Source organism: Citrobacter sp. Cb080 (assembly GCF_030334745.1).
Taxonomy (GTDB): Bacteria; Pseudomonadota; Gammaproteobacteria; order Enterobacterales; family Enterobacteriaceae; genus Citrobacter; species Citrobacter braakii.
On record NZ_JAOWDG010000028.1, the window covers coordinates 1 to 22,058 of the forward strand.

The 22,058-nt window shown below is 52.9% G+C and carries 22 protein-coding genes and 1 tRNA gene; 7 read left to right on the forward strand and 16 right to left on the reverse strand.

Going from position 1 to position 22,058, the window contains the following annotated elements; genetic code table 11:
* Nucleotides 1-69: 69 nt before the first annotated feature.
* A complete protein-coding gene (locus OGV38_RS03455; RefSeq protein ID WP_000019450.1) occupies nucleotides 70-1,050 on the forward strand; it encodes an IS5-like element ISKpn26 family transposase in 981 nt (326 codons plus the stop codon).
* A gap of 397 nt (nucleotides 1,051-1,447) precedes the next feature.
* Here OGV38_RS03455 and cbl read toward each other — a convergent pair whose 3' ends face one another.
* A complete protein-coding gene (gene cbl / locus OGV38_RS03460) occupies nucleotides 1,448-2,398 on the reverse strand; it encodes an HTH-type transcriptional regulator Cbl (RefSeq protein ID WP_286472942.1) in 951 nt (316 codons plus the stop codon).
* A gap of 101 nt (nucleotides 2,399-2,499) precedes the next feature.
* A complete protein-coding gene (nac, locus tag OGV38_RS03465; protein WP_016156200.1) occupies nucleotides 2,500-3,417 on the reverse strand; it encodes a nitrogen assimilation transcriptional regulator NAC in 918 nt (305 codons plus the stop codon).
* Between the two features lie 59 nt (nucleotides 3,418-3,476).
* On the opposite strand from nac, the gene OGV38_RS03470 reads away from it, so the two are divergent.
* From OGV38_RS03470 to OGV38_RS03490, 5 genes are all read left to right on the forward strand, one after another.
* Nucleotides 3,477-3,629 carry a hypothetical protein gene (locus OGV38_RS03470; RefSeq protein ID WP_165500029.1) on the forward strand — a complete coding sequence of 51 codons (153 nt, stop codon included), beginning with the start codon at nucleotides 3,477-3,479 and terminating at the stop codon, nucleotides 3,627-3,629.
* Nucleotides 3,630-3,742: 113 nt separating this feature from the next.
* Nucleotides 3,743-3,818 (forward strand) — tRNA-Asn (locus OGV38_RS03475).
* A 213-nt stretch (nucleotides 3,819-4,031) separates the two neighbouring features.
* Entirely contained in the window at nucleotides 4,032-5,348 is a 1,317-nt protein-coding gene (shiA, locus tag OGV38_RS03480; RefSeq protein WP_286472943.1) for a shikimate transporter, read from the forward strand.
* 118 nt (nucleotides 5,349-5,466) lie between these two features.
* Complete coding sequence (locus OGV38_RS03485) at nucleotides 5,467-6,921, forward strand: AMP nucleosidase (protein WP_016152657.1); 1,455 nt, start codon at nucleotides 5,467-5,469, stop codon at nucleotides 6,919-6,921.
* Between the two features lie 15 nt (nucleotides 6,922-6,936).
* Nucleotides 6,937-8,715 carry an aminopeptidase P family protein gene (locus tag OGV38_RS03490; protein ID WP_016156197.1) on the forward strand — a complete coding sequence of 593 codons (1,779 nt, stop codon included), beginning with the start codon at nucleotides 6,937-6,939 and terminating at the stop codon, nucleotides 8,713-8,715.
* 55 nt (nucleotides 8,716-8,770) lie between these two features.
* Here OGV38_RS03490 and ptsG read toward each other — a convergent pair whose 3' ends face one another.
* The 14 genes from ptsG to yceD form a co-directional block, all read right to left on the reverse strand.
* Complete coding sequence (gene ptsG, locus OGV38_RS03495) at nucleotides 8,771-10,204, reverse strand: PTS glucose transporter subunit IIBC (RefSeq protein WP_286472944.1); 1,434 nt, start codon at nucleotides 10,202-10,204, stop codon at nucleotides 8,771-8,773.
* 292 nt (nucleotides 10,205-10,496) lie between these two features.
* Nucleotides 10,497-11,294 carry a metal-dependent hydrolase gene (locus OGV38_RS03500; RefSeq protein ID WP_016156196.1) on the reverse strand — a complete coding sequence of 266 codons (798 nt, stop codon included), beginning with the start codon at nucleotides 11,292-11,294 and terminating at the stop codon, nucleotides 10,497-10,499.
* Between the two features lie 10 nt (nucleotides 11,295-11,304).
* Nucleotides 11,305-12,309, reverse strand: coding sequence for a DNA polymerase III subunit delta' (gene holB / locus OGV38_RS03505; protein ID WP_016152653.1), 1,005 nt, complete (start codon nucleotides 12,307-12,309; stop codon nucleotides 11,305-11,307).
* Nucleotides 12,306-12,947 (reverse strand): dTMP kinase, encoded by a 642-nt coding sequence (tmk, locus tag OGV38_RS03510; RefSeq protein ID WP_016156195.1) that lies wholly within the window; start codon nucleotides 12,945-12,947, stop codon nucleotides 12,306-12,308. The genes holB and tmk overlap by 4 nt, the downstream gene beginning before the upstream one ends.
* A complete protein-coding gene (yceG, locus tag OGV38_RS03515; protein ID WP_019076480.1) occupies nucleotides 12,937-13,959 on the reverse strand; it encodes a cell division protein YceG in 1,023 nt (340 codons plus the stop codon). Before yceG ends, tmk begins: the two co-directional genes overlap by 11 nt.
* 2 nt (nucleotides 13,960-13,961) lie before the next feature.
* Complete coding sequence (gene pabC, locus OGV38_RS03520) at nucleotides 13,962-14,771, reverse strand: aminodeoxychorismate lyase (RefSeq protein ID WP_286472945.1); 810 nt, start codon at nucleotides 14,769-14,771, stop codon at nucleotides 13,962-13,964.
* A 135-nt stretch (nucleotides 14,772-14,906) separates the two neighbouring features.
* Nucleotides 14,907-16,148 (reverse strand): beta-ketoacyl-ACP synthase II, encoded by a 1,242-nt coding sequence (gene fabF / locus OGV38_RS03525; protein WP_269517422.1) that lies wholly within the window; start codon nucleotides 16,146-16,148, stop codon nucleotides 14,907-14,909.
* A gap of 85 nt (nucleotides 16,149-16,233) precedes the next feature.
* Entirely contained in the window at nucleotides 16,234-16,470 is a 237-nt protein-coding gene (gene acpP, locus OGV38_RS03530; protein ID WP_000103754.1) for an acyl carrier protein, read from the reverse strand.
* Between the two features lie 155 nt (nucleotides 16,471-16,625).
* Complete coding sequence (gene fabG, locus OGV38_RS03535) at nucleotides 16,626-17,360, reverse strand: 3-oxoacyl-ACP reductase FabG (RefSeq protein ID WP_016152641.1); 735 nt, start codon at nucleotides 17,358-17,360, stop codon at nucleotides 16,626-16,628.
* A gap of 12 nt (nucleotides 17,361-17,372) precedes the next feature.
* The gene (gene fabD, locus OGV38_RS03540) at nucleotides 17,373-18,302 is read right to left on the reverse strand and encodes an ACP S-malonyltransferase (RefSeq protein ID WP_286472946.1); all 930 of its coding nucleotides are present in this window, start codon (nucleotides 18,300-18,302) and stop codon (nucleotides 17,373-17,375) included.
* 15 nt (nucleotides 18,303-18,317) lie between these two features.
* A complete protein-coding gene (fabH, locus tag OGV38_RS03545; RefSeq protein WP_016152639.1) occupies nucleotides 18,318-19,271 on the reverse strand; it encodes a beta-ketoacyl-ACP synthase III in 954 nt (317 codons plus the stop codon).
* 77 nt (nucleotides 19,272-19,348) lie between these two features.
* Entirely contained in the window at nucleotides 19,349-20,428 is a 1,080-nt protein-coding gene (gene plsX / locus OGV38_RS03550) for a phosphate acyltransferase PlsX (RefSeq protein ID WP_072161016.1), read from the reverse strand.
* 122 nt (nucleotides 20,429-20,550) lie between these two features.
* The gene (rpmF, locus tag OGV38_RS03555; protein WP_003036242.1) at nucleotides 20,551-20,724 is read right to left on the reverse strand and encodes a 50S ribosomal protein L32; all 174 of its coding nucleotides are present in this window, start codon (nucleotides 20,722-20,724) and stop codon (nucleotides 20,551-20,553) included.
* A 16-nt stretch (nucleotides 20,725-20,740) separates the two neighbouring features.
* A complete protein-coding gene (gene yceD / locus OGV38_RS03560) occupies nucleotides 20,741-21,262 on the reverse strand; it encodes a 23S rRNA accumulation protein YceD (RefSeq protein WP_286472947.1) in 522 nt (173 codons plus the stop codon).
* A 197-nt stretch (nucleotides 21,263-21,459) separates the two neighbouring features.
* Between yceD and OGV38_RS03565 the strand changes: the two genes are divergently transcribed.
* Nucleotides 21,460-22,044, forward strand: coding sequence for a Maf family protein (locus OGV38_RS03565; protein WP_016152637.1), 585 nt, complete (start codon nucleotides 21,460-21,462; stop codon nucleotides 22,042-22,044).
* Nucleotides 22,045-22,058: the final 14 nt, after the last annotated feature.

Below are 22,058 nucleotides of genomic sequence, written 5' to 3' on the forward strand. Positions count from 1 at the left end.
GGGAAGGTGCGAACAAGTTCCTGATATGAGATCATCATATTCATCCGGAGCGCATCCCAGAGGGACATCATGAGCCATCAACTCACCTTCGCCGATAGTGAATTCAGCACTAAGCGCCGTCAGACCCGAAAAGAGATTTTCCTCTCCCGCATGGAGCAGATTCTGCCATGGCAGAATATGACCGCTGTCATCGAGCCGTTTTATCCCAAGGCGGGCAATGGCCGACGGCCCTATCCGCTGGAGACCATGCTGCGTATTCACTGCATGCAGCATTGGTACAACCTGAGCGACGGTGCCATGGAAGATGCCCTGTACGAAATCGCCTCCATGCGCCTGTTTGCCCGATTATCCCTGGATAGCGCCCTGCCGGATCGCACCACCATCATGAATTTCCGCCACCTGCTCGAGCAGCATCAACTGGCCCGTCAATTGTTCAAGACCATCAATCGCTGGCTGGCCGAAGCAGGCGTCATGATGACCCAAGGCACTTTGGTGGATGCCACCATCATTGAGGCACCCAGCTCTACCAAGAACAAAGAGCAGCAACGCGATCCGGAGATGCATCAGACCAAGAAAGGCAATCAGTGGCACTTTGGCATGAAGGCCCACATTGGTGTCGATGCCAAGAGTGGCCTGACCCACAGCCTGGTCACCACCGCGGCCAACGAGCATGACCTCAATCAGCTGGGTAATCTGCTTCATGGAGAGGAGCAATTTGTCTCAGCCGATGCCGGCTACCAAGGAGCGCCACAGCGCGAGGAGCTGGCCGAGGTGGATGTGGACTGGCTGATCGCCGAGCGTCCCGGCAGGGTAAAAACCTTGAAGCAGCATCCGCGCAAGAACAAAACGGCCATCAACATCGAATACATGAAAGCCAGCATCCGTGCCAGGGTGGAGCACCCGTTTCGCATCATCAAGCGGCAGTTCGGCTTCGTGAAAGCCAGATACAAGGGGCTGCTGAAAAACGATAACCAACTGGCGATGTTATTCACCCTGGCCAACCTGTTTCGGGTGGACCAAATGATACGTCAGTGGGAGAGATCTCAGTAAAAACCGGAAATAACGCCAGAAATGGTGGAAAAAATAGCCTAAATAGGCTGATTCGATGTGTTTGCGGGAAAAAAATCGGCCCAGATCCGCGAAATTTTAATCAGCGAGTCAGCTTGGGAAGAAATGACCTGCTTATTCGCACCTTCCTTAGAGGAACAGACAACAGTCATTGTTGGTCGAAACAACAGTGGGAAAACTGAATCGCCACGGATAATCTAGACACTTCCGAGCCGTTGTGGACTGCCCCCACCCCGGTAGACGATCCTGCTCTATAGTTGTGGGGGCAGTCCAGTTTTAATAACTGGCCCAAAGCTGAAAGCTTTCCGGAACCCCCAGCCTAGCTGGGGGTTTTCTGTGCACAAAAAGCCTGCTTAGGAAACTAAGCAGGCTTTTTGCATTATATCTGATAATCAATCACGGCTTCATCTGGCTCCATCGCCTGGCGCTTGATTTCATCGACGGATAACCCTGCGTTGCATAGCTCAATAAATCGCCAGACATAGTTGCGCTGCAGTTGCCCGCGTTTCAGGCCCAGCCAGACGGTATTTGCATCAAATAAGTGCCGGGTATCCAGACGGGTTAAGCTCCCCTCCTCCTGCTCTCCACTGGATTGTTCTGCCACCAGCCCGATTCCCAGCCCCAGCGACACATAGGTTTTAATCACATCCGAGTCCTGGGCGCTGAGGATAATATCCGGCACTAACCCTTTACGGGCAAATGCCTCATCGATACGGGAACGCCCCGTAATCCCCTGACGATACGTAATTAATGGCCAGTGGGCGATAGATTCCAGTGTGAGAGGAGACGTTTTCACCAAGGGATGGTCGTGAGGAACAAGCAGGCTGTGGTGCCAACGGAACCAGGGAAAAGCTACCAACAGCGGATCGCTGCTAAGTCGCTCACTGGCAATCCCGATGTCTGCCCCACCGTTTTGCAACAGTACGTCAATCTCCTGCGGTGTACCCTGGATCAGTTCCAGACGCACCTCAGGGAAGAGCTCACGAAAGGCTTTAATCACCGCGGGCAGGCTATAGCGTGCCTGTGTATGCGTGGTGGCAATCGCCAGTACACCGGACGTGTCATTGGTAAACAGATCCGCCAGTCTGCGAACGTTGCTGGCCTCATTCAGAATACGCTCGGCAATAACCAGCAAGGCTTTGCCCGGTTCGGTCATGCCCAGCAGGCGTTTACCGCGACGGATAAAAATCTCAATGCCAAGTTCATCTTCAAGTTCACGAATATGTCGGCTGACTCCCGACTGCGAGGTGTACAGTATATTCGCGACTTCCGTCAGGTTGTAATCCTGACGGGCCGCTTCGCGGATTATTTTAAGTTGCTGGAAATTCACTTTTCGCTCCGGGCACATCAGACATTACGCTATTGTTAAAGTCTGATGCCCCGCATAACAAATAATAAAAACCCGCATCTTATTCCTGGAGGGAATAAGGTTTAGCTGACCAGCTGTAGCTCGCGGTTTTCCAGTGCCGGACGGCTTACCAGCGACAACAGGATCTCCTTCACGGCCTGTGCCTGCGGCGATAAGCTCCCTCTGGCTGAGACGTTCAGCGATAATGGCAGATTCATCGATGGGGTTGTTATCCGCGCCATCCAGCCGTTAGCGGCATTACATAATGAACGGGCCGCCGACTCAGGCAACACTGTGACGCCCATCCCACTGGCGATGGCAGCCGTTAAGGTGGCGATAGATTCAATTTCGCCAATCACTTTGGCCGTCAGGCGACGAAGCGAAAAAGCTTCATCTACACGCAGGCGAACTGCGCTGTAATCCCGTGGCAAAAACAGATTCATCTGCGCCACCGCGGCTAAATCGACGCTTTGCCCCGGGCAATCACGCGTCCCGACCAGGTACAGATCCTCTTTAAGCAACGGTTGACTGCTGATACCCGCCACGGGTGAGCGCTCGTAGAGCACCGCCATGTCTAAATGCCCGCTGAGCAGCTTGTCATTCAGCACCGCCCCACTGTTTTCATGCAAATAGACCAGCACATCGGGCAGCTCTGCTCGTACTGTCTGTAATAACGGCATAGTGATGGCTGACGCCGCCGTCCCCGGCGCCAGGCCAATAGAGACCTGTCCCCCCAGGGTCTGACCTACGTTATTGACCGCAAGTTGCGCCTGCTCGCACTGGCGTAAAATCGTCCGCGCATGGGCATACAACACTTTCCCCGCTTCCGTTGGTGTGACGCCGCGCTTGGTGCGAATCAGCAGTTGCTGATCCAGTTCGCCTTCCAGCGTAGCAACCTGCTGGCTCAGCGCAGGTTGCGCGATATGCAACACTTCCGCTGCCTGGGTCAGGCTACCAATATCGACGATTTTCACGAAATATTTCAGTCGTCTGAAGTTCATTTTGCCTCCTGTCGGAATACCAGAACCCGTGCTGGCAGTCATTAATTCAGGATTGCAAGATGCTTGCCAGTTTAGTCAGCAGCCGTGTTTTACGGTTAAAACCGCGTAAAGTCAGGCTCAAAGGTGAAGAATGGACTTTTTGCACACCTGAACCTCTCATTCTGGCTGCCCTGGAAGAGGTAGACGCGCACCAGAATGGGGCAAAAGCATAAAAAGACGGAAAGATCGCCGCTTTGCTGATTTTGTCAGCAAACGAACGCACAAATGTATTTCCCCCTTTGACAAGCCTCATCGCCCTCGCTAATATGCGCCTCGTTCAAACGATTCCTCTGTAGTTCAGTCGGTAGAACGGCGGACTGTTAATCCGTATGTCACTGGTTCGAGTCCAGTCAGAGGAGCCAAATTTAAGAAGCCTGCTTAGGAAACTAAGCAGGCTTTTTGCTTTTCTGTTTTTCATTCATCTTATTTTTCATGTAGCCCTCTGGTGAGGGAGATAATCGTTTTCTCTTCCCGTCTGTCGCGGTAATCTCATAACGGTCGTTAATATATCGACTGCAATGTGTGTAGCCCAATTCAAATACTAATAACTAAAAGACAGTACAGACAGGATAACTATGGATTCCACTCTCACCTCCGCGGGTCCCCAAGAGGACGTCTCTTCGCTTCATCGTGCCCGACGCGCTGCGCTTGGTAGCTTCGCTGGCGCCGTGGTCGACTGGTATGATTTTCTGCTTTATGGCATCACCGCCGCACTGGTCTTTAATCGCGAGTTCTTCCCGCAGGTTAGCCCGGCAATGGGAACACTTGCCGCATTTGCCACCTTTGGCGTCGGATTTTTGTTCCGTCCGTTAGGCGGGGTTATCTTCGACCACTTTGGCGATCGCCTTGGCCGTAAACGCATGCTGATGCTCACCGTCTGGATGATGGGGATTGCCACTGCGCTGATAGGGATTATTCCTTCTTTTGACACTATTGGCTGGTGGGCCCCTGTGCTGCTGGTGACGCTACGCGCCATTCAGGGATTCGCCGTTGGTGGTGAATGGGGCGGCGCGGCGTTGCTCTCGGTCGAAAGCGCGCCGAAAAATAAAAAAGCCTTCTACAGCAGTGGCGTTCAGGTCGGTTACGGCGTCGGACTGCTGCTTTCTACCGGTCTGGTCTCACTGATTAGCTCGCAAACCACCGATGAGCAGTTCCTGAGCTGGGGCTGGCGTATTCCGTTCCTGTTCAGCATCGTACTGGTTTTGGGCGCGTTGTGGATGCGTAACAGAATGGATGAATCAGCCGAATTCGAACAGCAGCAACAGGCAGCGCAACCAGAGAAAAAGCGGTTACCGGTGGTCGAGGCGTTAATCCGCCATCCGGGCGCATTCTTAAAAATTATCGGCTTGCGCTTATGTGAACTGCTGACGATGTATATCGTCACCGCGTTTGCCCTTAATTACTCTACGCAGAACCTGGGCCTACCCCGCGAGCTGTTTCTGAATATCGGTTTGTTAGTGGGAGGACTGAGTTGTCTCACCATCCCCTGCTTTGCCTGGCTTGCCGACCGCTTTGGTCGACGGCGCGTGTACATTACCGGTGCACTGGTCGGTACGCTGAGCGCCTTCCCGTTCTTTATGGCGCTGGAAGCACAGTCTATTTTCTGGATCGTGTTCTTCGCGATTATGTTGGCCAATATTGCGCACGATATGGTGGTCTGCGTACAGCAGCCTATGTTTACCGGTTTGTTTGGCGCAAGTTATCGCTACAGCGGCGCAGGCGTTGGCTATCAGGTGGCAAGTGTGGTTGGCGGTGGTTTTACCCCCTTCATTGCTGCGGCACTGGTGACATTCTCGGGCGGAGACTGGCACAGCGTGGCCATTTATCTGATGGCCGGGTGTCTTATTTCCGCCGCCACTGCATTGCTGATGCGGGATAAGCAGCACAGTTAAGCCCTGATGCGAAGGTCATTCGACCTTCGCACAATCTTCCTCTACGTCTGACTTTTGTTTCATATTCCTGTGACATACTATCGGGAGAGCAGTACATCTGTGGAACAAGGAGACAGACATGAACAATAAGGGCTCCAGCCTGACCCCAACTCAGGCACTGGATAAACTGGACGCGCTGTACGAGCAGTCGGTTAAAGCACTGCGTAGCGCCATTGGTAAGTACATTGAAACAGGGACGCTCCCTGACATAATTGCCCGCCATAATGGTCTTTTTGTTTACCCATCGCTTTGTGTCACCTGGGATGGCAGCGCCACCAATCCCCCGAAAACCCGCGCTTATGGCCGTTTTACCCATGCGGGTAGCTATACCACTACGATCACCCGTCCGTCGCTTTTTCGTCCCTATCTTGAAGAACAACTCACGCTGCTGTATCAGGATTATGATGCGCATATCTCCGTCGAACCGTCGCAGCATGAAATCCCTTATCCCTATGTGATTGACGGTTCTGAGCTGACGCTCGACCGCTCAATGAGCGCCGGATTAACGCGCCATTTCCCCACTACCGAGTTGTCACAAATTGGAGATGAAACAGCCGATGGTACCTATCATCCGGCGGAATTCTCCCCGCTGTCGCACTTCGACGCCCGACGAGTAGATTTTTCGCTCGCACGACTGCGTCACTACACGGGAACGCCGGTTGAACATTTCCAACCATTTGTGCTGTTCACCAACTACACCCGCTATGTCGATGAGTTCGTGCGCTGGGGCTGCAGCCAGATCCTCGATCCGAACAGCCCCTATATCGCGCTGTCATGCGCGGGCGGGATCTGGATCACCGCTGAAACGGAAGCTCCAGAAGAGGCCATCTCCGATCTCGCCTGGAAGAAACATCAGATGCCCGCCTGGCATCTAATCACCGCCGACGGTCAGGGGATCACGCTGGTCAATATCGGCGTTGGCCCGTCTAACGCTAAAACCATTTGTGATCATCTGGCCGTACTGCGCCCTGACGTCTGGCTGATGATTGGACACTGTGGCGGCCTGCGTGAAAGCCAGGCGATTGGCGACTATGTTCTGGCCCACGCTTATCTGCGTGACGACCACGTGCTGGATGCCGTCCTGCCGCCGGATATTCCGATTCCGAGCATTGCGGAAGTACAACGTGCACTGTATGACGCCACCAAAGAAGTCAGCGGCATGCCCGGCGAAGAAGTTAAACAGCGCCTGCGTACCGGTACCGTCGTCACCACCGACGATCGCAACTGGGAGTTACGCTATTCCGCTTCTGCGCTGCGTTTTAACCTCAGTCGCGCGGTGGCTATTGATATGGAAAGCGCCACTATCGCCGCCCAGGGCTACCGCTTCCGCGTCCCGTACGGCACGCTGCTGTGCGTTTCCGATAAACCGCTGCACGGCGAGATCAAACTACCTGGTCAGGCCAACCGTTTTTATGAAGGTGCCATTTCCGAGCACCTGCAAATAGGTATCCGGGCAATCGATCGTCTGCGTGCTGAAGGCGATCGACTGCACTCCCGTAAATTACGTACGTTCAACGAACCGCCGTTCCGTTAAGGCCTGAAGGTAACTATGCACAACTCAACTCCTCTTTCCGCTCTGCGCAACCTGCTGTTAGCGCAAGGGCTGGATGGCATGATTGTTCCGCGCGCCGACGCTCACCAAAGCGAAGATTGTACACCGCATGACAATAAGCTGGCCTGGCTGACCGGTTTTAGCGGCTCCGCTGGTCTCGCGTTGGTCCTGCGCGACCGCGCATTAATGTTTGTCGATGGACGCTATCAGGTCCAGGTGCGCAATGAAGTCTCGCTGGATGATTTTGAAATTCACCATTTACATGACGAACCGCTGGCCGACTATTTGCAGTCTCACGTTGCTGCGGGCGCGCGTATCGGTTTTGAACCGTTGCTGATGGTCAACAGCCAGTTTGAAGCACTGTCGGCGACCCATTGCGAGCTGGCGCCTCTTGAGCAAGATCCTTTCGACCAGGTATGGCTTGACCGCCCGGCTGCACCCTGCGGCATCATTCGTGAAATGCCCATTGAAATCAGCGGGGAAAGCAGCACACAAAAACGTGCCCGCGTCGTGGATCTGCTCACGCAACAACAGGCCGACGTTCTGGCGATCACGCTGCCGGATAACATTGCCTGGCTGCTGAATGTGCGCGGTTCCGATCTGCCCATGGTGCCAGTGCCGTTTTCGTTCGCCCTACTCCATCGCAGCGGCGAGCTGGAATGGTTTGTGGATAGCAACAAAACCCAGCAGCTCCCTGCTGCACTGCTGAATACGCTCACGCTGGCCCCACAAGAGAGTTTTCTTGCCCGCTGCCAGCAGTTAGCCAAAGGGAAACGCTTTTTGGTCGATAAAGACTACGCCCCGGTCGCGCTGCGTTTTGCCATTGTAGAACACGGTGGCGAGGTCTTATGGGCACCCGATCCCATCACCTTGATGAAAGCGCACAAGAATGACGTTGAACTGGCGGGCTATCGGGAATGCCATGAACAAGATGGCGCGGCCTGGGTTAACTTTCTGGCATGGCTTACGCATGAAGTTCCCTTGCGCGAAGCGGCAGGCAATCCGGTCACTGAGCTGGAAGCGCAGGCCAGGCAACTGGAATTTCGCCAGCAGCAGCCGGGATTTATCGAGCAAAGCTTCAACACGATTTCGGCCTCAGCCAGCAATGCCGCAATGTGCCATTACCATTCCAGCGAAAAAACCAATACGCCCATTACCTCTCAGGCCATGTATCTGAATGATTCCGGCGGCCAGTACCATAATGGTACGACGGATACAACGCGCACCCTCGCGTTTGGTCCACAGGATCCGCAGCGTCGTCTGCATTACACCGCTGTGTTGAAAGGCTTTTTGTCGCTTATCTCGCTGCAATTTCCCAGCGGCACTCAGGGTCATCAGCTGGATGCCTTTAGCCGTCGGGCGCTGTGGGATCTGGGTCTGGATTTTGATCACGGTACGGGACACGGCGTAGGCCATCAGCTCCTGATCCATGAGCAGCCCCATCGCATTGCCAAAAAAGTAAACCCCTGGCCTCTGGTCGCGGGCAATATCATTACCATCGAGCCGGGTTATTATCTGGCCGGAGAATATGGGATCCGTATTGAGAATCAGGTGGAGATTATCAACAGTCGTCCTGGCTTCTGTCGCTTCTCAACGCTGACGCTGGTGCCAATTGATTTAAGTCTGGTTGAACTGCATCTGCTAAGTGAGGCTGAAAAGCAGTGGATTGATGATTACCACCAGCAGGTCAGAGAGACGTTATCCCCACGCGTGAACGCAGAGGCTCGTCCGTGGTTGTTTGCCGCCACTGCGCCGATTCGCGTTCAGGCCAATTAATGCATTAAAAAAGGCAGCCCGCAGGCTGCCTTAATTCTCCCCAACTTTTTACTGCTTAGCTGTGACGGATGTACTCATCCATTTCAGTTTTCAGGTTATCGGACTTAGTACCGAAGATAGCCTGAACACCGGAACCCGCCACTACAACGCCCGCTGCACCCAGTTTCTTCAGGCCAGCCTGATCCACTTTGGCAACGTCAGCGACGCTGACACGCAGACGAGTGATGCACGCATCGAGGTTAGTGATGTTATCTTTACCGCCGAATGCCGCAACCAGGGCCGGAGCCATTTCGCCGGACGCACCCGCTTTGGTGTCTTCGGTAGCATCTTCACGACCCGGAGTTTTCAGGTCCAGCGCTTTGATCAGCACACGGAAGATGGTGTAGTAAACAATCGCATAACCGATACCGACAATCGGGAACAGCCACAGTTTGCTGCTGTTACCGGACAGAACGATAAAGTCGATCAGACCGTGGGAGAACGACGTACCGTCACGCATACCCAGCAGGATACAGATCGGGAATGCCAGACCAGCCAGAATTGCGTGGATGATGTACAGGATCGGTGCCACGAACATGAACGAGAACTCGATCGGTTCGGTAATACCGGTCAGGAACGAGGTCAGCGCCGCGGAGATTATGATACCGCCCACTTTCGCGCGGTTTTCTGGTTTAGCAGAGTGCCAGATAGCGATAGCGGCAGCCGGCAGACCGTACATTTTGAACAGGAAGCCACCAGACAGTTTGCCCGCAGTCGGGTCACCCGCCATATAGCGAGGGATATCGCCGTGGAATACCTGGCCCGCAGCATTGGTGTATTCACCGATCTGCATCTGGAATGGAACGTTCCAGATATGGTGCAGACCAAACGGCACCAGGCAGCGTTCAATGAAGCCATAGATACCGAACGCTACGACCGGGTTCTGGTATGCAGCCCACTGGGAAAACGTCTGAATAGCAGTCCCGATCGGCGGCCAAATGAAGGACAGAACCACACCGGTGAAGATAGCGGCCAGACCAGAAATGATAGGAACGAAGCGCTTACCCGCAAAGAAGCCAAGATACTCAGGCAATTTGATACGGTAGAAACGGTTGAACATATACGCTGCAATCGCACCGGAGATAATCCCCCCGAGAACACCCGTATCAGCAAGGTGTTTAGCTGCGATCTCTTCAGCAGGTAAATGCAGAACCAGCGGCGCAACAACAGCCATGGTCTTAACCATAATGCCGTAGGCAACAACGGATGCCAGTGCAGATACGCCGTCGTTATTGGTGAAGCCTAACGCGACACCGATGGCAAAAATCAGCGGCATGTTTGCAAAAACAGAACCGCCTGCTTCTGCCATTACGTGCGATACAACGGCTGGCAGCCAGCTGAAGTTAGCGGAACCGACACCCAGCAGGATACCTGCAATCGGGAGTACGGATACCGGCAGCATCAGCGATTTACCGACCTTTTGCAGGTTAGCAAATGCATTCTTAAACATAATTGAGAGTGCTCCTGAGTATTTGTGCTTTTCTACGTTCTCACGCATTAGCGAGGGGGGAGAACCTCGCCGTGTACAGGGCATCTAAGTACCCTTTATTTATTACACAGAGTAAAATAATTCAGTTTGTTTTTGTTTGACGGCTATCACAATTCAGTCGTGGATGGCCGTAAAATCCGCACATTCCGATAAAATGCGTTTCTGAATGTGTCAAACCGGTTATTCACCGCCCATTTTGAGGCGGTGAACTTTACTCGCTTTGCTTATTAATTACGAGCTTTAAAAAAGTCAGTTAACGAACGGATTGCAGGCGAGAAGCGTCGATGTGAAACAGGCGGGCAAAGTTATCAGTGGTTGCCTGCGCCAGTTCTTCAACGGCAACACCTTTCACTACGGCCATATACTCCGCAACGTCACGGGTCATGGCAGGCTGGTTCTCTTTTCCACGATGCGGTACAGGCGCAAGGTAGGGAGAATCCGTCTCAACCAGCAACCTATCCAGAGGAACATAGCGGGCGGCATCACGGAGCTGATCTGCGTTACGGAACGTGACGATGCCGGAAAACGAGATATAAAATCCGAGGTCCAGCAATTTGCCCGCCGTTTCTCTGTCTTCTGTAAAACAGTGTAGTACGCCACCACAATCCGTCACTTTTTCTTCGCGCAGAATAGACAGCGTATCGGCCCGCGCATCGCGGGTATGTACGATAACTGGCTTTTGTAACTCACGGCCAATCTGAATATGATGGATAAAAGATTCCTGCTGGCGCACCTTTGTTTCCGGCGTATAGAAATAGTCCAGCCCGGTTTCCCCCATCGCCACAACGCCCTCTTCGGCGGCAAAACGGCGCAGGTCTTCAACATCATAGGCTTCATCCTGATTTAACGGATGCACGCCGCAGGAGAACACCACATTGTCACGTTCACCGACCAGTTCGCGCATACTGCGGTATCCTGGCAGAGTGGTCGCGACGGCAAGACAGAATTTCACATCGCGTGCGGCTGCTTTCGCCAGCACGTCATCCACGTCCTTATGCAGAGATTGATAATCCAGGCCATCAAGATGGCAGTGTGAGTCGACTAAAAACATAATGTCTCTCTCAAAGATGGGGAACAGGCAGTACGGTGCCTGGTTGCAGGTAATGCTCAATACGCAGGATAAGATCGGTTAACACCAGTTCACGGTTTACGCCTGTTACGTTCAGCAACTGCTGACGGCAATGACAAACGTCACCGAGTATCGCCTGTATCCGGGCGACGGATAACCGTTCTGCGATAGAAGATATCAGGTCCAGCGCATCAGGATTGGTTAAATGGGAAACCCCATACGGACGCTTCAAGGCATCCGTCAACAACGTTGCCAGCCAGTGTAAACGGGCGGCGGCCTGATCGTGGTTTAACGCCGCGAGCAGGATATACCAGTCACCTGCGTTTAATGTGTTTGCCAGTGCCGCACAAAAATCTGTGCGATGCGCCCAGCTTTCAGCCTGTAACAACGAGAGTGCCGCACCAGGCGAACCCGCGCTCAGGCGTAATGCGCTCAACAGCGCTTCTGGAGATGCGGTCACTTCGCGGGCGAGCCAGGAGATTGCGTACGACTCAGCCGGCGGCGCAAGATGGTGTAACCGGCAGCGGCTGCGCAATGTCGCCAGCAATCGCGCAGGCTCTGTGCTGGCGAGGAAAAACCAGGTTTGTGCAGGCGGTTCTTCCAGCGTTTTTAGCAGAGCATTGGCAGCAGCATCAGTTAACTGGGCAGCATCAGGGATCCACACCACTTTCGCACCGCCAAGGCGTGAATGCTCGTACAGCTTTTCACTCACTTCACGTACCGCATCAACCCCCAGCGTGCTTTTGCCTTTTTCCGGCAGCAGCGAATAGTAATCAGGATGCGTCCCCGCCTGCATCAATTGACAGCCCCGGCAGTGTCCGCAGCTTTTATGCCCTTCCGGCTGCTGGCACATTAAATAGCGACTGAGCGCGTAAATCAGCGCGTCGTCACCCATTCCGGGTAATGCCTGAATCAGTAACGCATGGTGACCACGACCCGCCTGGTAGCTGGCTACCAGTTTTTCAAAATCTGGCCGTAACCATGGGTACCATTTCATGCGCCCTGCTCCTGCACCCACTGGGTGATGGTATTGCGGATATCAGCCATCACAGCTTCCAGCGGCTGCGTAGCGTCGATGGTACGAATGCTGGCATCTTTGGCAGCCAGTTCAAGATAGCGCGCGCGGGTGCGATTAAAGAAATCGAAAGATTCCTGCTCAATACGATCCAGCTCGCCGCGCGCACGGGCACGCTTCAATCCGACTTCTGGAGTCACGTCCAGATAGAGCGTCAGGTCCGGGCGAAAATCACCGAGCACAGCATCGCGCAGGGTTGCCAGCATGTTTTGATCGATGCCGCGTCCGCCCCCCTGATACGCCTGGGTCGACAAATCGTGACGGTCGCCAATTACCCATGCGCCTTTTGCCAGCGCAGGTTTAATAACGGTTTCGACCAACTGTACGCGCGCGGCGTAAAACATCAGAACTTCAGCTTTGTCAGTGATGACCTCGTCACCCACCGACTTAATGTCCAGCACCAGACTTCTTAGTTTCTCCGCGAGCTGAGTTCCCCCCGGTTCGCGGGTAAAAACCATGTCACGAATACCGAGTTGCTCAAGTGTCTCTACCACCACGTTACGCGCGGTGGTTTTTCCGGCGCCTTCCAGGCCCTCGATGACGATATAGTTACTGCCCATTTTTTTCCTTAAGCACTTTCAGGTAATCCTGCACGGACCGGTTGTGGCTGGCAAGATTGGTGTTAAACGTGTGACCGCCTTTACCGTCAGCCACGAAATAGAGGTACGGCGTTTTTGCCGGATGCGCCGCGGCCTGCAATGAGGCCTCTCCCGGCATGGCAATCGGGCCAGGCGGCAACCCCGTAATGGTATAGGTGTTATAGGCGGTCGGGGTATCTAAATCCACACGCGACAACTTGCCATTATACCGTGACCCCATCCCGTAAATCACCGTCGGATCGGTCTGTAAACGCATGCCAATCCGTAAGCGGTTAATAAAGACGGAGGCCACCTGGTCACGCTCGCTGGCAACCGCAGTCTCTTTTTCGATAATAGAGGCCATGGTTACCAGCTGATTTTTGTCCTGATAAGGCAGGCCTTCAGCGCGCCCTTCCCAGACGGAGTCTACCGCTTTAACCATTTTCTGATGCGCGCGTTTTAGCAACGCCACGTCGGTTGTATTGGCGGTATACATCCAGGTATCTGGCCAGAACCAGCCTTCTACCCATTGCGGGTTCTCCAGCTTCAGCGCCTGAGCAACGGTCTCGTAATTATCATCGCTCAGCGTATGTTTGATGTACGGGGCGTCGCGCAGCTGCTTGAGGTAGTCGCTCAGACGCATCCCTTCAACCAGACGTAACGGGAACTGCGCCTCTTTACCGCTTTCCAGCAGTTGCAACATATCCCGTACTGTCATGTCGGGCGTAAAACGGTAGGTTCCGGCTTTAAAATGCGACAGTTCGGGTTCCACACGCAGCAGCCACTGGAACACACGCGGACGATTGATAACGTTGTCCGCATACAACTGTTCACCGAGAGCCAGACGGCCCGTACCCGCTTTCAGCGTAAAAATCGTCTCTTCTTTAATCAATAACTTACTGTCCGCCAGATGGCGAACTTTCCACATTCCCACTCCCGCAGCTATGCCCAGCACAACCAGCAATAACAGGACAACAAGTAACAGTTTTTTCATGACTAATTCGGGTGCTCACAAAGTGGGGCTAAAAAATCGAACAACATACGTGCAGACAGCAGCGTGTCGCCACAGGTGTGTACGGGAATAACAGGCATTAACGCATTACAGACGACGATTTCATCGGCCTGCATAACCTCTTCCAACCCGGCATACACTTCGACAATGCTGAACGACGATTGTGCCAGCATCCGGATACAGAATTGTCGCATAATGCCGTTCACTCCGGCCTGATCCAGCCGGGGAGTGTAAACCACATCCCCCTTACGCCAGAACAAATTAGCCGCACAGCATTCCGTAACCCATCCCTCACTGTCAAGAACCAGTGCTTCATCAGCTGCCGTCTGCTCAAGATGAGAGCGAATCAACACCTGTTCCAGTCTATTCAGGTGCTTAGGTCCGGCAAGCAACGGATTACGCCCCAGACGCACTGGACTTAACGCCAGCGTTATCCCCTCCAGTCGCCAACGATCGTAATGATCGGGCCAGGCTGAAACAGAGAGAATACGTGTGGCACTGCGACAGTTTGCGCCGCTGTAACCACGGCCACCGCTACCACGGCTGATAATCACTTTTAACACGCCCCGCGCATGCCCTTGCGCCAGCATTTTCATTTCACTTTGCAGCTCTGACCAATCTTCGAAAGAGATCAGCAATTTTTGGCAGGCGTCTTGTAAACGCGCAAGATGCGCTGCAAAGAGGCAAATTTCGCCGTCAATAATACGCGCAGTGGTAAAACAGCCATCACCGAATTGGGTCGCTCGATCGCTTGCGGCCAGCATATTCTGCTCGCAGCCATTAATTAAGAACATGGTGGCTCCTTATTTCTGGTCCGCTAGTTTGGCAGGATGAACAACACAGGACAAGGGTGGAAAACCGAATAAAAAAAGGCCCGACAAGCGGACCTTTTTAAATTGCTATCGATGCTAACGCACCACCTGGCAGACTTAAATCTTTTTAAAGATCAACGAACCGTTAGTCCCGCCAAAGCCGAAGGAGTTACACAGTGCGTACTCCAGACCACTAACCTGACGCGCTTCGTGAGGTACGAAGTCCAGGTCACAACCTTCATCCGGGTTATCCAGGTTGATGGTTGGCGGAATAGCCTGATCGCGCAGCGCCAGGATAGAGAAAATAGACTCTACCGCGCCCGCCGCACCCAACAGGTGTCCGGTCATGGATTTAGTGGAGCTTACCATCACACGGCTTGCCGCATCGCCAAAGACAGATTTCACTGCCTGGGTTTCGGCTTTATCGCCAGCAGGAGTAGACGTGCCATGCGCGTTGACATAGCCGATCTGACCCGCTTCGATAGCCGCATCGCGTAGTGCGTTGACCATTGCCAGCGCAGCGCCCGCACCGTTTTCAGGTGGTGATGTCATGTGGTAAGCATCGCTGCTCATGCCAAAACCAACGACTTCAGCATAGACTTTTGCACCGCGCGCTTTCGCATGCTCGTACTCTTCCAGTACCACCATGCCTGCGCCGTCGCCCAGCACAAAGCCATCACGTTCTTTATCCCACGGACGGCTTGCCGCTTGCGGGTTATCATTACGTGTAGACAGCGCACGTGCCGCGCCAAAACCACCCACGCCCAGCGGGGTACTGGCTTTTTCTGCACCACCCGCAACCATCGCGTCTGCATCGCCGTATGCAATGATACGTGCTGCATGACCAATGTTATGCACACCTGAAGTACAGGCGGTCGCAATGGAGATGCTTGGCCCTTGCAGGCCGTACATGATGGTCAGGTGACCTGCCACCATGTTAACAATCGTTGACGGAACGAAGAACGGGCTGATCTTACGTGGACCGCCATTCACCAAAGAGGTGTGGTTTTCTTCGATCAATCCGAGACCGCCAATACCAGAGCCGATAGCGGCGCCAATACGGTGAGCGTTCTCTTCCGTAATTTCGAGACCAGAATCCTGCATGGCCTGAACGCCAGCGACAATTCCATATTGAATGAAAGCATCCATCTTGCGCTGTTCTTTGCGCGAGATAATGTCTTCACAGTTAAAATCCTTTACTAAGCCAGCAAATTTCGTTGCATAGGCGCTAGTATCGAAATGGTCGATCAGGCTGATGCCACTCTGACCGGCAAGGAGAGCTTTCCAGGTAGACTCTACGGTATTGCCGACAGGAGACAACATGCCCAGTCCGGTCACAACTACACGACGCTTAGACACGGTTGTCCTCCAGGGAGGGAAAATAATTCAAGTGGGATAAAAAGATAAAACTCAGGCGGTCGAATGACCGCCTGGAGATGTTCACTTACGCCTGGTGGCCGTTGATGTAATCAATGGCAGCCTGAACGGTAGTGATTTTCTCAGCTTCTTCGTCCGGAATCTCAGTATCAAACTCTTCTTCCAGAGCCATTACCAGCTCAACGGTGTCAAGAGAATCTGCGCCCAGGTCTTCAACGAAGGAAGCATTGTTGGTTACTTCTTCCTGCTTAACGCCCAGCTGTTCGCCGATAATTTTCTTAACGCGTTCTTCGATAGTGCTCATACTCTTAAATTTCCTATCAAAACTCGCTTTCGCGATGGTTTTCGTAGTGTATAAAATGTTGAAAAATTTGCAACTAAATCCCGGCAGGTCTTACCACGATTTTACGTTATTTTGAGGGCATTCACCCTAATAACGCAAATTTTTTTATCTCGTGGTTAAACCATGTACATCCCGCCGTTGACGTGCAAAGTCTCACCTGTGATGTAACTTGCTTCGTCAGAAGCTAAAAATGCAACCGCACTGGCGATTTCCTGAGCGCCGCCAAGGCGACCCGCAGGAACCTGCGCCAGAATACCCGCACGCTGATCATCAGACAGCGCACGCGTCATGTCCGTTTCAATAAAGCCCGGAGCAACAACGTTTACAGTAATGCCACGAGACGCAACTTCGCGCGCCAGTGATTTACTGAAGCCGATCAGACCCGCTTTCGCCGCAGCGTAGTTAGCCTGACCCGCATTTCCCATGGTACCAACCACAGAACCGATAGTGATAATACGCCCATGACGCTTTTTCATCATAGCTCGCATTACCGCTTTTGACAGACGGAAAACAGATGACAGGTTGGTTTCGATGATATCGTTCCACTCGTCATCTTTCATGCGCATTAACAGGTTATCACGAGTAATCCCGGCATTATTGACCAGGATATCGACTTCACCAAATTCTGCGCGAATATTTCCCAGAACAGATTCGATAGATGCCGGATCGGTCACATTCAACATCAGACCTTTACCATTTGCACCTAAGTAATCGCTAATGGCCTGCGCACCGCTTTCGCTGGTTGCAGTACCGATAACTTTCGCGCCACGGGCAACGAGTGTTTCAGCAATTGCGCGGCCAATGCCACGGCTTGCACCGGTAACCAGCGCGACTTTTCCTTCAAAACTCATGGTCTTCCTCTTTTATTGCTCTAGCGCCGCAGATAATGCCGCCGGCTCATTCAGTGCCGAAGCAGTCAGGGTGTCAACAATACGTTTCGTCAAACCGGTTAGAACTTTGCCCGGACCAACTTCATACAGGTGCTCTACGCCCTGGGACGCCATGAATTCAACGGTTTTAGTCCATTGAACCGGGCTGTACAGCTGGCGAACCAGCGCATCGCGAATAGCGTCTGCATCTGTTTCGCACTTCACGTCGACGTTGTTCACAACCGGAACAGTCGGCGCGTTAAAAGTGATTTTTTGCAGTTCAACAGCCAGTTTCTCAGCAGCAGGCTTCATCAGCGCGCAGTGAGAAGGAACGCTGACCGGCAGTGGCAGAGCACGCTTAGCGCCAGCCGCTTTACAGGCTGCGCCGGCACGTTCTACGGCTTCTTTATGCCCGGCAATAACCACCTGACCCGGTGAGTTAAAGTTTACCGGTGAAACCACCTGACCTTCGGCAGACTCTTCACACGCTCTAGCGATAGCAGCGTCGTCCAGACCGATAATAGCAGACATGCCGCCAGTGCCTTCCGGTACCGCTTCCTGCATGAATTTGCCACGCAGTTCAACCAGACGTACGGCATCGGCAAAACCGATAACCCCCGCACACACCAGCGCAGAGTATTCGCCCAGGCTGTGACCAGCCATCAGCGCAGGTGTTTTACCACCCTGCTGCTGCCATACGCGATAAAGCGCAACAGAGGCAGTCAACAGTGCTGGCTGCGTCTGCCAAGTTTTATTCAGCTCTTCGGCCGGCCCCTGCTGAGTCAACGCCCACAGATCATAGCCCAGCGCAGCTGATGCTTCAGCAAAAGTTTCTTCAACAATTGGGTAGTTTGCTGCCATTTCAGACAACATCCCAACAGTCTGGGAACCCTGCCCCGGGAACACAAATGCAAATTGCGTCATGTTTAAATCCTTATACTAGAAACGAATCAGCGCAGAGCCCCAGGTGAATCCACCCCCAAAGGCTTCAAGCAATATCAACTGCCCGGCTTTAATACGCCCGTCGCGGACGGCTTCGTCCAGCGCGCACGGTACGGAGGCCGCGGAGGTATTGCCATGTCTGTCGAGCGTCACGACAACATTATCCATCGACATACCCAGCTTTTTCGCGGTTGCGCTAATAATGCGGAGGTTTGCCTGATGCGGCACCAGCCAGTCCAGGGCAGAACGATCGAGATTATTTGCTTCCAGCGTTTCATCAACGATGTGTGCAAGCTCGGTCACCGCGACTTTAAATACTTCGTTACCCGCCATCGTCAGGTGGATCGGGTTTTCCGGGTTCACGCGATCGGCATTAGGCAGCGTCAACAGTTCGCCATAGCGACCATCAGCGTGCAGATGCGTAGAGAGAATGCCGGGCTCTTCTGATGCGCTCAGTACAACCGCACCTGCGCCATCGCCGAAAATAATGATCGTCCCGCGATCGGTTGGATCACAGGTACGAGCGAGGACATCTGAGCCAACTACCAGAGCATGCTTCACTGCGCCAGACTTAACGTACTGGTCGGCAACGCTCAAGGCGTAGGTGAAACCGGCACAAGCGGCTGCAACGTCAAACGCCGGACAGCCTTTGATCCCCAGCATACTTTGGATCTGGCATGCCGCACTTGGAAATGCGTGTGTGGATGATGTGGTGGCAACCACAATCAGACCAATTTGTTCTTTGTCGATGCCCGCCATTTCAATTGCACGGTTTGCGGCGGCAAAGCCCATCGTCGCAACTGTTTCATTTGGCGCTGCAATATGGCGTTCACGGATACCTGTGCGAGTGACGATCCACTCATCAGATGTCTCAACCATTTTTTCCAAATCGGCGTTAGTACGCACTTGTTCAGGCAGATAGCTGCCAGTACCAATAATCTTCGTATACATGTACGCTCAGTCACTTTTTGGTTATATACCGCCACGAGCAAATCGCTGATACGTTGGCAGCATTCACAAACGCACCGTTATCTGTGTGCTCGCGAGTTTGCGTTTTCGCCACCGTCCAGCAGTTCGAATCCAGCTGGGTATACAGATTCCAGGCGAGCGGCAATTCGCTGAGGAACTTGTCGCTGCACCGCCTGCACTGCCTGTTCAATCGCGACTTCAAATGCTCGCTGATTGGCCGCACCATGACTCTTAATCACCGTGCCGCGCAATCCTAACAGACAGGCGCCATTATACTGGTCGGGGTTGAGGTGACTAAATCGCCTTGTCAGGCTTTTTTGTAACCAACGTTTTAATAACAGCAGCCACCACGACCGTTTTTTGCCCTCACCCTGAAACTTCAGCAGTGAAAGGAACATTCTGACAACACCTTCCATCGTCTTTAATGTGACATTACCTGTAAAGCCGTCACAGACCAACACATCAGTTTTGCCAGTCAGTAACTCATTGGCTTCAAGATAGCCGATATAATTGATAGAAGGGATTGTTTTTAGCACTGCAGAAGCATCCCGAATACTGTCGAGACCCTTGGTTTCTTCTTCACCGATATTGAGCAACGCAACACGGGGATTGGCAATTCCAACCACCTCTTCTGCCAGCACGGAACCCATGACGGCAAATTGCACCAACATCGTGCTATCACAATCCACGTTGGCGCCCAAATCCAGCACCACCGTTTTGCCCTTTTGCTGATGGGGTAAAACCGTCACCAGCGCAGGACGCTCAATCCCCTCAAGGGGTTTGAGCAATAACTTCGCAAGACCCATTAGCGCACCTGTATTACCGGCGCTCACACAGGCTTCCGCTCGTCCTTCTTTCACGAGCTCCAGGGCAACGCGCATTGAGCTTCCACGACTGGCGCGAATAGCTTGCGAGGGCCGGGCATCACTGGCAATAACTGACTGAGCAGGGATAATCTGCAGACGTGAACGTTGTTCGAAGTCAGCTTTGGCAAGTAATGGCGTGATTGTATCGGGATCCCCGACTAAAAGAAGTGTGAGTTGCGAATTAGAATTCAGTGCCTGCAATGCTGCAGGCACTGTCACGGTAGGGCCAAAATCACCCCCCATGACATCTAACGCCAGGGTTAGACGTGTCAAGGTATCGTCGCTGCCCGGTTAGGTGTTTCCCCAGTTACCCGGGGAAAGCCTCACTAAGCTTCATCACGCGTGTGCTCTTTGTCTTTCTCACCGTAGCGGGAAAGCCATTGAGTCATGCGTGATTACTTAGCGATTACCTTACGGCCACGGTAAAAACCGTCGGCAGTGATGTGGTGACGCAGGTGTTGTTCACCAGAAGTTTTGTCTACAGACAGGCTGGTGACTGCGGTCAGAGCGTCATGAGAACGACGCATGCCACGTTTGGAACGGGTTGGTTTATTCTGTTGTACGGCCATGGACCTTACTCCTCAATTACTTACGCTTTAAGCTGGCTAATACGGCAAATGGGTTTGGTTTTTGCGCTTCATCAGGCAATTCGCCAAAGACCATGTCCGCCTCGGACACTTCACAGTGTTCAGAATCATGCACCGGAACTACCGGCAAGGAGAGGATAATCTCATCTTCAACCATTGCAAGCAGATCGATTTCACCGAATTCGTTAACCTCAATCGGCTCATACGCTTCCGGGAGTGCTTCAGCCTGCTCGTCAGAACGGACAGGACTAAAACAATATGTTGTGTGAACATGAAGTGGGAACGGTTTCCCGCAACGCTGACATTCGAGCGTAACCGACACCTTTGCATCACCGGTTATAACGGCAAGGCGCTGGTTATCGATAGCGAACGACATGGAGCATTCCACATCACTGTCCACTCTGACTACAGAATCGGCGACACGCTCAACCAGATCAGAAGTATAGATACCTTCATAATCGAGGCGTTTCTGAGCCGTACGAACCGGATCAAGAGTCAGGGGTAATTTTACCTTTTGCATAGGGCGCGCATATTAACTTTGTAACGTCATATAGTCAAAGAAAAAGGCAGCCTGTGGTTGCCTTTTGCCAATAATTCGCACACATTGCGGGTCATCGACTTAAAATCGCTCAACACAAGCCATTACAGCCAGCTTGTAGGACGAAGTCCATAGTTTAAAATGGCTCTCATCAATACGCTATATGCGAGGGAAAAAATATGCCTCAACTTATTCTTGCTTCTACCTCTCCCTGGCGTCGCGCTTTACTAGAAAAACTGGCAATCCCGTTCGAATGCGCAGCACCAGAGGTTGATGAAACGCCGTTACCGGGCGAAGCCCCCCGGCACTTAGTCTTGCGACTGGCGCAGAAAAAAGCGCAATCTCTCGCCCACCGATATCCATCGCACCTTATTATTGGTTCCGATCAAATTTGTGTTCTCGATGGTGAAATAACCGGCAAACCGTTAACAGAAGAAAATGCACGCCAGCAGTTACTCAAAGCCCGTGGCAATATTGTGACGTTTTATACCGGACTGGCGCTGTATAATTCTGCGACCGGACATTTACAAACTGAAGTTGAACCGTTCGACGTGCATTTTCGTCATTTAAGCGAAACGGAAATTGAAGATTACGTGCGCAAAGAGCGCCCGCTGCATTGTGCCGGTAGTTTTAAAAGCGAAGGATTGGGCATTGCACTTTTTGAGCGCCTGGAAGGTCGTGACCCAAATACTTTAATCGGTTTACCGCTAATCGCACTGTGTCAAATGCTGCGACGAGAAGATATGAACCCGTTAAAAGCCTGACGGGTTGACGGCTG

Coding starts and splice junctions, on each gene's coding strand:
- OGV38_RS03490 (WP_016156197.1), top strand. CDS start 6,937: ATGCACAACTCAACTCCTCTTTCCGCTCTGCGCAACCTGCTGTTAGCG.
- OGV38_RS03455 (WP_000019450.1), top strand. CDS start 70: ATGAGCCATCAACTCACCTTCGCCGATAGTGAATTCAGCACTAAGCGC.
- OGV38_RS03470 (WP_165500029.1), top strand. CDS start 3,477: ATGCTTGCCAGTTTAGTCAGCAGCCGTGTTTTACGGTTAAAACCGCGT.
- OGV38_RS03485 (WP_016152657.1), top strand. CDS start 5,467: ATGAACAATAAGGGCTCCAGCCTGACCCCAACTCAGGCACTGGATAAA.
- OGV38_RS03500 (WP_016156196.1), bottom strand. CDS start 11,294: ATGTTTTTAGTCGACTCACACTGCCATCTTGATGGCCTGGATTATCAA.
- fabD (WP_286472946.1), bottom strand. CDS start 18,302: ATGACGCAATTTGCATTTGTGTTCCCGGGGCAGGGTTCCCAGACTGTT.
- acpP (WP_000103754.1), bottom strand. CDS start 16,470: ATGAGCACTATCGAAGAACGCGTTAAGAAAATTATCGGCGAACAGCTG.
- fabH (WP_016152639.1), bottom strand. CDS start 19,271: ATGTATACGAAGATTATTGGTACTGGCAGCTATCTGCCTGAACAAGTG.
- nac (WP_016156200.1), bottom strand. CDS start 3,417: ATGAACTTCAGACGACTGAAATATTTCGTGAAAATCGTCGATATTGGT.
- tmk (WP_016156195.1), bottom strand. CDS start 12,947: ATGGGCAGTAACTATATCGTCATCGAGGGCCTGGAAGGCGCCGGAAAA.
- ptsG (WP_286472944.1), bottom strand. CDS start 10,204: ATGTTTAAGAATGCATTTGCTAACCTGCAAAAGGTCGGTAAATCGCTG.
- yceD (WP_286472947.1), bottom strand. CDS start 21,262: ATGCAAAAGGTAAAATTACCCCTGACTCTTGATCCGGTTCGTACGGCT.
- pabC (WP_286472945.1), bottom strand. CDS start 14,771: ATGTTCTTAATTAATGGCTGCGAGCAGAATATGCTGGCCGCAAGCGAT.
- yceG (WP_019076480.1), bottom strand. CDS start 13,959: ATGAAAAAACTGTTACTTGTTGTCCTGTTATTGCTGGTTGTGCTGGGC.
- rpmF (WP_003036242.1), bottom strand. CDS start 20,724: ATGGCCGTACAACAGAATAAACCAACCCGTTCCAAACGTGGCATGCGT.
- shiA (WP_286472943.1), top strand. CDS start 4,032: ATGGATTCCACTCTCACCTCCGCGGGTCCCCAAGAGGACGTCTCTTCG.
- holB (WP_016152653.1), bottom strand. CDS start 12,309: ATGAAATGGTACCCATGGTTACGGCCAGATTTTGAAAAACTGGTAGCC.
- OGV38_RS03565 (WP_016152637.1), top strand. CDS start 21,460: ATGCCTCAACTTATTCTTGCTTCTACCTCTCCCTGGCGTCGCGCTTTA.
- fabG (WP_016152641.1), bottom strand. CDS start 17,360: ATGAGTTTTGAAGGAAAAGTCGCGCTGGTTACCGGTGCAAGCCGTGGC.